The organism is Burkholderia sp. E168m15, from assembly GCF_016586105.1.
GTDB classification, from domain to species: domain Bacteria; phylum Pseudomonadota; class Gammaproteobacteria; order Burkholderiales; family Burkholderiaceae; genus Burkholderia; species Burkholderia orbicola.
In genome coordinates this window covers 1-11,966 of the sequence record NZ_BCPO01000044.1, presented here as the reverse complement: position 1 = coordinate 11,966, position 11,966 = coordinate 1, and the positions used below count along the sequence as shown (strand labels likewise).

The following is an 11,966-nucleotide window of genomic DNA, read 5'->3' as shown; positions in this document are numbered from 1 at the left end:
GTCAGCGCCCTGCTCCGAGCCGGTCGCGCCATTGCGTGGCTGCATACGCACCGGCCTCGATCGCGGCCACCGCCGCGATATATAGCAGGGTCGCGACGCCGAACGCGGCGAACGTCTGGAACGTCTCCGTCTCGACCTGCCGCGACGCATACGACAGCTCGGCGACGCCGATCGCCATCGCGAGCGACGAGTTCTTCACGAGATTCATGTATTGGCCGAACAGCGGCGGCAGCGCGATGCGCACGGCCTGCGGCAGCACCACGTAGCGCAGCGACTGCATCGGCGTGAGGCCGAGCGCGGCCGCCGCATCGTGTTGCGCGCGCCGCACGCCGCGCAGGCCGGCTTCGCATTCCTCGGCGACGAAGGCAGCCGTATAGGCGCTCAAGCCGACCCAACCCGCCACGAATTCGAACGACGGCCACGCGAGCGTGAACGGGCCCACGCTCACCGCATGGCGCGCATTGAGCCACGCGATCCACGTTTCGGGCAGCAACGACGCGACACCGAAATACCAGAACAGCAACTGCACGAGCAGCGGCGTGTTGCGAAACGCGACGACGTACGCGGCGGCGGCCGCGCGCGGCGTCTTGCCGCGCGCATGCCGCATCACGGCGAGCAGCAGCCCGCCGACGGTCGCGGCGACGGCCGACGCGGCCGCGAGGCCGAGTGTCAGCAGGAAGCCCTGCCAGAGCCAGGACAGATATTTGGGAGCCAACCCGAGCATGCTGGGGAGCGCGCACGACGCGCGCGGTCGGATGAAAACGAAAAGCGCCGCGCGGCCGAGGTTCCGGCCAAACGCGGCGCGCGTGCGGCAGCGATCAGGTCTTGTCGCCGATCCGGAAAATGCGCGTGAGCGGCGTTTTCGTCGTCGGCCCGAACCATGCGTCGTAGATCTGCGTCGCGCGGCCGTTCGCCTCGAGCCCCTTCAGCGTGTCGTTGACGAAGCCGAGCAGGCGCGTCTCGCCCTTCGGCACGCCGACGCCCATGTAGTCGTTCGAGATCGTGAACGCCGGGATCTCGTAGTTCTGCTTGTCGGGCACGTTCGCGAGCAGGCCGATCAGCTTCGGGCCGTCCTGCGTGATGGCCTGCACGTTGCCGGCGCGCAGCGCGGCGAACGCGAACGGCGTGTCGTCGTACGCGACGATCGTGGCCTTCGGGAATTTCTCGCGCAGCGTGATCTCGTTGGTCGTGCCCTTGTCCGCGCCGACGCGCAGGCCGTTCAGCTGGTCGGCCGATTTCAGCACGCCCTTCTTCGCGAGAAACTGCTGGCCCGACGAGAAATACGGGATGCTGAAGTCGACCTGTTTCGCGCGCTCATCGGTGATCGTGAAGTTCGCGAGCACGAGGTCGACCTTGCCGGAGGTGAGGAACGGGATGCGGTTCGCGGGGTTGGTCGGTTGGAGCTGCAGCTTCACGCCGAGCTTGTCCGCGAGCGCCTTCGCGTAATCGACGTCGAGACCGACGATGTGGTTGCTTTTCGCGTCGACATAACCGAACGGCGGATTGCTGTCGAACGTCGCGACGCGCAGCACCCCGGCCTTCTTGATGTCGTCGAGACGGTCCGCATGGGCGACGGTGCCTGCGGTAACGAGCGCGACCCCGACGAGCCACGTAGCGAGCGTGTTGATTTTCATGAGCACGACCTGATTTGTTATGGAGGCCGCCGCGGATCGCGCGGCGGCACGGTTCGAAGAACATCGTGACGAAGTGTGTCGTCGCGAAGCCGCTAACGTATCAGTGCGTGCGGCGAATCCGAACCAACAATTGGTGCTTTGCTCAGCGGGTTTCGTGATGAGGCAGGCGGGCTGCGGGCACGCATTGCCGCCGCGCAAAAAAAGACGCCCGCTGCAAGCAGCGGGCGCGAATCCCAGTCAAGGAGGTGTCACACGAACTACGCAGTCAGATTAAGGAAATCGCGCGCCACGGACAACGAATCGATTTCCATATCGATATGACGCGGCGCGCTCATGCCGGCACTTCGCGGGTCGAACAGTGGATGCCGCCGCGCACGTCATCGCACGCCGCAAAAAAAACGTCCCGCCAACCGGCGGGACGTTCGTCATGATGCGAGTACGCGCCACGCGCGACCGATCACGGCTCGTGGCGCAGGTACCCTTCCTTGCTCGGATCGCGCATCCGCCACGACACGATCAGCGAGATCGCGCACAGCACGGTCACGTACCAGTAGAACGTTTCCTCGCTGCCGATCGACTTGAACCACAGCGCGACGTACTCGGCCGAACCGCCGAAGATCGCGTTCGCGACCGCATACGACAGGCCCACGCCCATCGCGCGCACTTCCGGCGGAAACATCTCGGCCTTGATCAGGCCGCTGATCGACGTGTAGAAGCTGACGATCGCCAGCGCAACCGTGATCAGCACGAACGCGGCCACCGGGCTCGTCACGCCCTTCAGCGCATGCATCAGCGGCACCGTGCCGATCACCGCGAACGAACCGAACAGGATCATCGACGTGCGGCGGCCGATCTTGTCCGACAGCGCGCCGAACACCGGCTGCATCAGCATGTAGACGAGCAGCGCGACGGTCATCACGTTGCTGGCCGTCTTCGCGTGCATGCCGGCCGTGTTCACGAGGTACTTCTGCATGTACGTCGTGAACGTGTAGAAGATCAGCGAGCCGCCGGCCGTGAAGCCGACCACCGTGAAGAACGCGCCCTTGTGCTGCCACACGCCGCGGATCGTGCCGGCGTCCTTCTTGTCGCGCGATGCGCTCGTCGACGTCTCGTCGAGCGATTTGCGCAGGTACAGCGAAATCAGCGCGGCCGCCGCGCCGACCACGAACGGAATGCGCCAGCCCCACGCTTTCAGCTCGCCGGCCGACAGCGTCTGCTGCAGGATCACGAGCACCAGCAGCGCGCACAGCTGGCCGCCGATCAGCGTCACGTACTGGAACGACGCGAAGAAGCCGCGACGGCCCTTCAATGCCACTTCACTCATGTAGGTCGCGCTCGTCCCGTATTCGCCGCCCACCGACAGGCCCTGGAACAGGCGCGCGACCAGCAGCAGCGCCGGCGCGAGCGCGCCGATCTGCGCATAGGTCGGCAGCACCGCGATCACGAGCGACCCGCCGCACATCATCAGCACCGAGATCATCATCGCCGCGCGACGGCCGTGCCGGTCGGCGATGCGGCCGAACAGCCAGCCGCCGATCGGACGCATCAGGAAGCCGGCCGCGAACACGCCGGCCGTGTTCAGCAGCTGCGTCGTCGTGTTGCCGCTCGGGAAAAATGCCGGCGCGAAGTACAGCGCGCAGAACGAGTAGATGTAGAAGTCGAACCACTCGACGAGGTTGCCCGATGAGGCGCCGACGATGGCGAACACGCGCCGCCGGGTGTCTTGCGCGGACAGCGCAGCTTGGTCGGTCTGGACGTCCATGGGTTGGTCTGTTCCTTTTAGTGCTTTCTGGGCGAGACGGCTGGGGCCGCCGCGTGCGGTCGCACGTGGCACCGGTTCCGGCGCACGGCGCTACGGGATTTTAGCGAAATGTAAAGTAACAAGCGCCCCGGGTTCGTCCCGATGTAGAAAATTTTTCTCCCGGCGCGCGTTCGTCATATGAAAACGCCAGCCCGCAGGCTGGCGTCCGATGCAAACATTTCCGGCGTGCGGCGATCACACGCGCACTTCCGGCGGCACGTAGCGGCACTCGTAGCGCTTGCGCACGGTGCCGGCCTCGTCGACGCTTTCCAGGTACACGTCGAACTGCCAGAGCCGCGCCATGTGCTTGAGCACTTCCTCGCTGTCGTTCGACAGGTGGCGGTTGTCGGTCATGAAGTGGCGCAGCGTGAGGCTGCGGTCGCCGCGGGTGTTGACGGCCCACACCTGGATGTTCGGCTCGCGGTGATGGATGTCGTACTGCCGCGACAACGCCTGCCGCACGTACTGGTAGCCGGAATCGTCGTGGATCGCCGATACCTCGAGCGAATCGCGCATGTCGTCGTCGAGCACCGAGAAGAGCCGCATTTCGCGAATCAGGTTCGGCGACAGGTACTGCGCGATGAAGCTCTCGTCCTTGAAGTTGCGCATCGCGTAGTGCATCGCCGGCAGCCACGGCGTGCCCGCGATCTCCGGAAACCACTTGTAGTCTTCCTCCGTCGGCGCTTCGCAGATCCTTCGGATGTCGCTCATCATCGAGAAACCGAGCGCATACGGGTTGATCCCGCTGTAGTACGGCTTCGTGACGGGCGGCTGGTAGACCACGTTGCTGTGCGAATGCAGGAACTCCATCATGAAGCCGTCTTCCAGCTTGCCCTGGTTGTACAGCGTATTGAGCAGTGTGTAGTGCCAGAACGTCGCCCAGCCTTCGTTCATCACCTGCGTCTGCCGCTGCGGATAGAAATACTGGCCGATCTTGCGCACGATGCGGATCACTTCCCGCTCCCACGGTTCGAGCAGCGGCGCATTCTTTTCCGCGAAATACAGCAGGTTCTCCTGCGGCTCGGACGGATAGCGGTCGTCCTGCTCCTCCGTCAGCTCGGGCTTCTTGCCCGGCAGCGTACGCCAGAGTTCGTTCACCTGCGACTGCAGGTACGCCTCGCGCTCGCGCCGCAGCGCCGCTTCCTTCGACAGCGACGGTTTCTGCGGCCGCTTGTAGCGGTCGACGCCGTAGTTCATCAACGCATGGCACGAGTCGAGCAGTTCCTCGACGCGATCGAGGCCGTAGCGCTCCTCGCATTCCGCGACGTAGTTCTTCGCGTACACGAGGTAATCGATGATCGCGTGCGCGTCGGTCCACAGCCGGAACAGGTAGTTGCCCTTGAAGAACGAGTTGTGCCCGTACGCCGCGTGCGCGATGACGAGCGCCTGCATCGTCATCGTGTTCTCTTCCATCAGATACGCGATGCACGGATTCGAATTGATGACGATTTCGTAGGCGAGGCCCATCTGGCCGCGACGATAGCTCTTCTCGGTCGCGAGAAAGTGCTTGCCGAACGACCAGTGACGGTAGTTGACGGGCATCCCGACCGACGCATACGCATCCATCATCTGCTCGGCGCTGATCAGTTCGAGCTGGATCGGGTAGATGTCGAGCTCGTATTGTTCGGCGACCTGCGAGATGTGCGTGTCGTATTCCTCGAGCAATTCGAACGTCCAGTCGGACGGGCACGGCAACGGCTTGCGTTCGGCAACGTTCATACGCGCTTCCTTTTGCCCGGAACCGGGCAAGTCGGCGGCCGGCGGCGGCGGTTCGGCCTGCCCGCGTTGCTGCGGTGCGGCAGGGCCGGCCGTGTCGTCGCCGGAAGGGCGCGGCGCGTAGCCGCGCGACTCGTTGTGCAGATGGCGGGTCGTCATGACATTTCCACCTGCTTTTCGAACAATTCGCGAAACACCGGGTAAATGTCCGCAGCCGATTCCACTTTTTTCATCGCGAGATGCGGTTGCGACAAGGCCAGTTGCGCGTATTCCAGCCACAGATTCTGCTCTTCCGGCGCGACCTGGATATACGCGAAGTAACGCGTCTTGGTGAGGATATCCTCTTCCAGGATTTTGCGACACTTGGGCGAATCGTCAGTCCAGTTGTCGCCGTCGGACGCCTGCGCGCCGTAGATGTTCCACTCGGTCGGCGAGTAGCGCTCGTCCATCACCTTGCGCATCAGTTCGAGCGCGCTCGACACCACCGTGCCGCCGCTTTCGGTCGAATGGAAGAAGGTGTCCTCGTCGACTTCCTCGGCACGCGTGTGGTGGCGAATGAACACCACTTCGATGCGCTCGTAGTTGCGCTTGAGGAACAGATAAAGCAGGATGAAGAAGCGCTTCGCGAGATCCTTGCGCTGCTCGTCCATCGAGCCCGACACGTCCATCAGGCAGAACATCACGGCCTGGCTCGACGGTTGCGGCTGCTTCACGCGGTTGATGTAGCGCAGGTCGAACGGATCGATGAACGGAATCCGCCAGATGCGCCCTTTCAGGTGATGAATCTCGGCCTCGAGCGTCGCGATTTCCGCGCGGCGGTCCTCGGGGTCGCTCTTCAGCGCTTCGAGCTGGGCCTCGAGCTCGCGCAGCTCGTTGACGAGCGGCGAGCCGAGCGCGATGCGCCGGCCGAGCGCGCTGCGCAGCGAACGCACGACGTCGATGTTGTTCGGCGTGCCTTCCGCCGACCAGCCCGCGCGCACGTTCTTCCAGCTCGGCACCGTCAGCAGGTGCGTCTTCACGAGGCGCGGCAGTTCGAGATCGTCGAAGAAATACTGCATGAACTCGTCGCGCGACAGCTCGAACACGAAGTCGTCCTGCCCTTCGCCCTCGTTGCTCGCCTGACTGCCGCCGCCGCCCGAGCCGCCCTGCGGGCGCGGGATCTTGTCGCCGCGCACGTAGTCCTCGTTGCCGGGGTGCACGTATTCGCGACGTCCGCCCGGCGCGTGCCGGAAATTCGGCTCCGCGATGTCCTTGCGCGGGATCGTGATGCTCTGCGTGCTCTGGATATCCTTGATGCTACGGTCGCGCACCGCGTCGGACACGGCACGACGAATGTAGTTCTTGACGCGACGCAGAAAGCGTTCGCGATTGGCGATGCTCTTGTTCTTGCCGGCCAGCCTGCGGTCGATGATTTGATGAAGCACTCCCGGTCTCCCGCTCGAAAGTCGATCTGCCGGGGCACTCGCCGCGCATGCCGTCTGCCGTCATGCGGGCGGCGCCTCTGAAAGCGCCCGCACGGACTCGCCGTACGGGCGCGATACCGCGCGTGTCATGACGACTTGCGCACGCGCAGGTACCAGTCGCAAAGGAGCCTCACTTGCTTCGGCGTATAGCCCTTCGCGACCATCCGGTTCACAAAGTCCTCATGCTTGCGCTGCTCCTCCGCCGAACCCTTCGCGTTGAACGAAATGACCGGCAACAGTTCCTCGGTATTCGAGAACATCTTCTTCTCGATCACGACGCGCAACTTCTCGTAGCTCGTCCACACGGGGTTCTTGCCGGCGTTCGCCGCCCGTGCGCGCAACACGAAGTTCACGATTTCGTTGCGGAAATCCTTCGGATTGCTGATCCCGGCCGGCTTCTCGATCTTCTCCAGCTCCGCGTTCAGCGCGGCGCGATCGAAGCTCTCGCCGGTATCGTGATCGCGGAATTCCTGATCCTGGATCCAGAAGTCCGCATACGTGACGTAGCGATCGAAGATGTTCTGCCCGTATTCCGAATACGACTCGAGATACGCGGTCTGAATCTCCTTGCCGATGAACTCCGCGTACCGCGACGCGAGCACGTCCTTCACGAACGACAGGTACTTCTGCTCCGTTTCCGGCGGGAACTGCTCGCGTTCGATCTGCTGTTCGAGCACGTACATCAGGTGCACCGGGTTCGCCGCGACCTCGCTCGTATCGAAGTTGAACACGCGCGACAGGATCTTGAACGCGAAGCGGGTCGACACGCCGGTCATCCCTTCGTCCACGCCCGCGTAGTCGCGATACTCCTGGTACGACTTCGCCTTCGGATCGGTGTCCTTCAGGTTTTCGCCGTCGTACACCTGCATCTTCGAGAACAGGCTCGAATTCTCCGGCTCGTGCAGACGCGACAGCACCGAGAACTGCGACATCATCTTCAGCGTGCCCGGCGCGCAGACGGCCTCGGCGAGCGACGAATTGCGGATCAGCTTCTCGTAGATCTTGATCTCTTCCGACACGCGCAGGCAGTACGGCACCTTCACGACGAAGATCCGGTCGAGCAGTGCCTCGTTGTTGCGGTTGTTGCGGAACGCCTTCCACTCCGACTCGTTCGAGTGCGCGAGAATCACGCCGTCGAACGGAATCGCGCCGAAACCTTCGGTGCCCTTGAAGTTGCCTTCCTGCGTGGCGGTCAGCAGCGGGTGCAGCACCTTGATCGGCGCCTTGAACATTTCGACGAATTCGAGCAGGCCCTGGTTCGCCAGGCACAGGCCGCCCGAGTAGCTGTACGCGTCGGCATCGTCCTGCGCATACTGTTCGAGCTTGCGGATATCGACCTTGCCGACCAGCGACGAGATGTCCTGATTGTTCTCGTCGCCCGGCTCCGTCTTCGCGATGCCGACCTGCCGCAGGATCGACGGAAAGCGGCGCACCACGCGGAACTGGCGGATGTCGCCGTTGTATTCGTGCAGGCGCTTGACGGCCCACGGACTCAGGATGCTCTTCAGGTAGCGGCGCGGAATGCCGTACTGTTCCTCGAGGATCGGACCATCCTCGTCGTAGTCGAACAGCCCGAGCGGCGATTCGTTGACGGGCGAACCCTTCAGCGAATAGAACGGCACGCGCTCCATCAGTTGCTTCAGGCGCTCGGCGATCGACGACTTGCCGCCGCCCACCGGGCCCAGCAGATAGAGGATCTGCTTCTTCTCTTCAAGACCTTGCGCAGCGTGGCGGAAATATGCGACCACCTGCTCGATCACCTCCTCCATTCCGTAGAACTCACGGAATGCCGGATACACCTTGATGACCTTGTTCGCGAAGATCCGCGACAGGCGCGGGTCGTTGCGGGTATCGATCTGTTCAGGTTCCCCGATTGCTTCCAGCATGCGTTCACCAGCCGTCGCGTACGCGGATGGATCGTTCTTGCAGAGCGCGAGATACTCCTCCAGCGAGAGCTCTTCCTCTCGCGTTTTTTCGAAGCGGTTCGCGAAGCTGCTGTAAATATCCATGCTACCTCCCTCGCCTGAGTCTGAAGACGTGCCTGCCTTCGTATGACTGCGCAGAAGCAAGCGCGTTCGAATTCATCCTAAACCCTTTCTTATTTTTTTTCACGAACTCTTCGTATGAAGTTCGTCATTCTCGACAACACCGCTTGGACAACGCATTTCGTCGTTTTACAATCGACCTCCCGAGCCGCAGAAACTGCATCCGCCGCGTCTCGTCGAACATCGAAACGTCTCGTGCGTTGGACATCTCCGACGTCGCCACTTCCTCCCCTCATCCCTATACGTTCGAGCGGTCGCGCGCGATGACACACCGCGCGCACCGTTACAAATTTTTTTCGCAGTCCCTTACGGACATACCCGTACGACGAACGCGGGAACGTGACGTGCACGCAGCGCGTCGCCGCGTATGCGTCGGTGCGCGACGCAGGTGACGATGCACGATCGATCGTCCGTGCTGTCACATTTGCCCATCGCGGAAACGACGACGCCCGCGGATCGCGGGCGTCGTTCGTCACCAAATGGGGATAGATACGCAGTGCCTGAAGATCAGAACGTCTCCCAGTCGTCGCCGCCGGCGGTCGCGACTGCCGGCGCGGGAGCGGCGGATGCGGCGGCGGGCTTGCGCGCCGGCGTCGCGGCGGGTGCGCGTTTCGGCGCGGCGTCGCGTTCGACGCGCGCCGCAGCCGGTGCTGCGGGCGCCGCAGCCGACGCGGAAAGTGCACGCGGCGCTTGACGCGCCACCGCAACGACGGTGCCCGCGCGTGCTGCTTCGTCGTCGAGCTGGAATACCGCCGCCGTTTCGCGCAGGCGGGCCGCCTGTTCCTCGAGCGACTGCGCGGCGGCCGCCGCTTCCTCGACGAGCGCGGCATTCTGCTGCGTGACCTCGTCCATCTGCGCGACCGCGCGCGCCACCTGGTCGATTCCGCTGCTCTGCTCCTCGGAGGCCGCCGCGATCTCGCCCATGATGTCCGTCACGCGCTGGACCGCGCCGATCACGTCGCTCATCGTGCGCCCGGCTTCGTCGACCAGCGTCGAGCCCGTCCGGATACGCTCCACCGACGCGTCGATCAGCGCCTTGATTTCCTTCGCCGCGCTCGACGAACGCTGCGCGAGGCTGCGCACTTCGCCGGCGACCACCGCGAAGCCGCGGCCTTCCTCGCCCGCCCGCGCGGCTTCGACGGCCGCATTCAGCGCAAGAATGTTGGTCTGGAACGCGATTCCCTCGATGATCGCGATGATGTCGGCGATTTTGGCCGAGCTGTCGTTGATTTCGCCCATCGTGCCGACCACCTGGCCGACCACCGTATTGCCCTTGTTTGCAATGTCGGACGCATTCGCGGCCAGCGAGCTTGCCTGGCGCGCATTGTCGGCATTCTGCTTCACCGTGCCCGTCAGTTGCTCCATGCTCGACGCGGTTTCCTGCAGCGCAGCGGCCTGTTCCTCGGTGCGCGACGACAGGTCGGTGTTGCCGGCCGCGATCTGGCGGGCTGCGGTCGCGATCGACTCGCTACCGCCGCGCACGGTGCGCACCGTGTCGACGAGCCCGCGCTGCATCCTCGCGAGGCCTTCCAGCATCTGGCCCATCTCGTCGCGCCGGTCGACGACGATCGGCCGGCGCAAGTCGCCTGCGGCGATCGCGTCGAAATGCGACAGCGCGTCGGCGATCGGGCGGCCGATCGCGCGGCTCAGCGTCAGCCACGACAGCACCGCGGCGCCGATGCCGGCCAGCAGCACCACGATCGACAGCACGCGCATCGTCTCGAATACCGATTCCGCCTGATCGAAGCGCGCCTGCGCATTAGTGAACTGGAAGCTGCGCAGCGCTTCACCGGCCGTGGCGAGTTCGGTATAGCGCGCCTGAAGCTGCTTCGCTCCGCCGCCGATCCGGTCGTGATCGCCCGCCCCGACCGCACTCGCGAACGCGTCGCAACTGTCCTGCAGCACCTTGCGCCGGGCGGCGATGTCCTGTGCGAGCCGGTCCTCGTCGGCGTCGCGCGGCAGCGCAAGGTATTTCTGCCACCAAGCGTCCGATTGTGCCCGCATCGCGCGGCTGCGCTCGATGGCCGCCGCCGAGTCCGGCGTGCCGGCCAGCAGCGCCGCACGGTCGAGTGCGAGGCGCTCGCGCGCGGCGAACATTTCCGCCATCGCCACGTTGACCGCGCTCGGCATCTGGTTCGTGAAAATCTCGCGCGTCGAATCGTTCGCACGCGTCATCCCGTACAGACCGAGCACGCCGGTGACACCCAGCAGTACCGCCAGAAACGCCATCGTCAAACCGATGCGCGCACGAATCGTCAGGTTCCTGAACACCATCATCCATCCTGTGTTGCGTCGTCATGAACGGGCCGGGCCCGTTGGCTCGAAGCATTGCTTCGCTTGATTTATTTACGACCGCGCGACGCACAACTTGACGGATTTCAGACCATTTTTTCGAATTATTAGTCTGAACATTACAAATCACTGAACAAAATGGCGTAAATTCGGGCCAGTTCGACAACGGAAGGAAAAAGACCGGCGAGGCACCGGCAGGTTCAGGCAGGTGCGGTCGGCGAGGTGCGGCCGGCCGTCTCGTGCGACGAACCGGCCACGAGACGGAACCGCGATCCTGGGGTCAGGCCTGATCGGCCAGTTCGGAGCGCGTCGGAATCGACGGCTGAGCGCCCGCGCGCGTGACCGACAGCGCCGCCGCACATTGCGCGAAGCGGATGGCCGTGTCGACGTCCGCGCCGGCCGCGAGCCGTGCGGAAAAGCCGCCGATGAAGGTGTCGCCGGCGGCCGTCGTGTCGACCGCCTGCACGACCGGCGCCGGATAGTGCCGCGCGGTGCCGTCGGCCGTCAACGCGAGCACGCCGCGTGCGCCGAGCGTCACCAGCACGTTGCGCGCGCCGCCGGCCTGGAGCGCCCGCGCGGCGGCTTCGGCTTCGGCCGGATCGCGCACGCGCAGCCCCGTCAGCGCGGCCGCCTCGACCTCGTTCGGGATCAGGTAATCGACGAGCGGCAGCCAGCCGTCCGGCAGCGGCGCGACGGCCGGGGCCGGATTGAGCACCACCGTGCGGCCGAGCCGGCGTCCGGCCGACAGTGCCGCGAACACCGTGTCCGGCGGCGTCTCGAGCTGGCAGATCAGCACGTCGGCCGCCGCCAGCGCGGCCTCGTGCCGCGCGATCGTGTCGGTCGTGACCTCGCCGTTGCCACCCGCGACGATCACGATCGCGTTCTGGCTCCCATCGTCGACGACGATCAGCGCGACGCCGGTCGACGCCGACGCGCTCGTCGCGAGCCCCGCGCAGTCGATGCCCTCGGCCTCGAGGCCCGCGCGCAGTGCCGCGCCGTGCGCATCCGCGCCGAC

8 protein-coding genes are annotated in these 11,966 nt (G+C 64.6%); all 8 read right to left on the bottom strand.

Annotation, left to right across the window (positions count from 1 at the left end; all coding sequences use genetic code 11):
• Position 1 precedes the first annotated feature (1 nt).
• On the bottom strand, positions 2 to 724 hold the full coding sequence (locus JMF86_RS07865) for an amino acid ABC transporter permease (RefSeq protein WP_011545357.1): 723 nt from the start codon (positions 722 to 724) through the stop codon (positions 2 to 4).
• 94 nt (positions 725 to 818) lie between these two features.
• Entirely contained in the window at positions 819 to 1,634 is an 816-nt protein-coding gene (locus JMF86_RS07860) for an ABC transporter substrate-binding protein (protein ID WP_006476062.1), read from the bottom strand.
• A gap of 457 nt (positions 1,635 to 2,091) precedes the next feature.
• Positions 2,092 to 3,396: an MFS family transporter gene (locus tag JMF86_RS07855; protein ID WP_011545356.1), complete on the bottom strand. Its 1,305-nt coding sequence runs from the start codon at positions 3,394 to 3,396 to the stop codon at positions 2,092 to 2,094.
• Positions 3,397 to 3,630: 234 nt separating this feature from the next.
• A complete protein-coding gene (locus JMF86_RS07850) occupies positions 3,631 to 5,310 on the bottom strand; it encodes a SpoVR family protein (protein WP_011694280.1) in 1,680 nt (559 codons plus the stop codon).
• Complete coding sequence (locus tag JMF86_RS07845; protein WP_006476064.1) at positions 5,307 to 6,575, bottom strand: YeaH/YhbH family protein; 1,269 nt, start codon at positions 6,573 to 6,575, stop codon at positions 5,307 to 5,309. The genes JMF86_RS07850 and JMF86_RS07845 overlap by 4 nt, the downstream gene beginning before the upstream one ends.
• A 125-nt stretch (positions 6,576 to 6,700) precedes the next feature.
• Entirely contained in the window at positions 6,701 to 8,623 is a 1,923-nt protein-coding gene (locus JMF86_RS07840; protein WP_006476065.1) for a PrkA family serine protein kinase, read from the bottom strand.
• A 543-nt stretch (positions 8,624 to 9,166) separates the two neighbouring features.
• A complete protein-coding gene (locus tag JMF86_RS07835) occupies positions 9,167 to 10,933 on the bottom strand; it encodes a methyl-accepting chemotaxis protein (protein ID WP_201316924.1) in 1,767 nt (588 codons plus the stop codon).
• A 298-nt stretch (positions 10,934 to 11,231) separates the two neighbouring features.
• Positions 11,232 to 11,966, bottom strand: a 735-nt coding sequence (locus JMF86_RS07830; protein ID WP_201316923.1) for a PfkB family carbohydrate kinase, incomplete at its 5' end; no start/stop codon positions are given.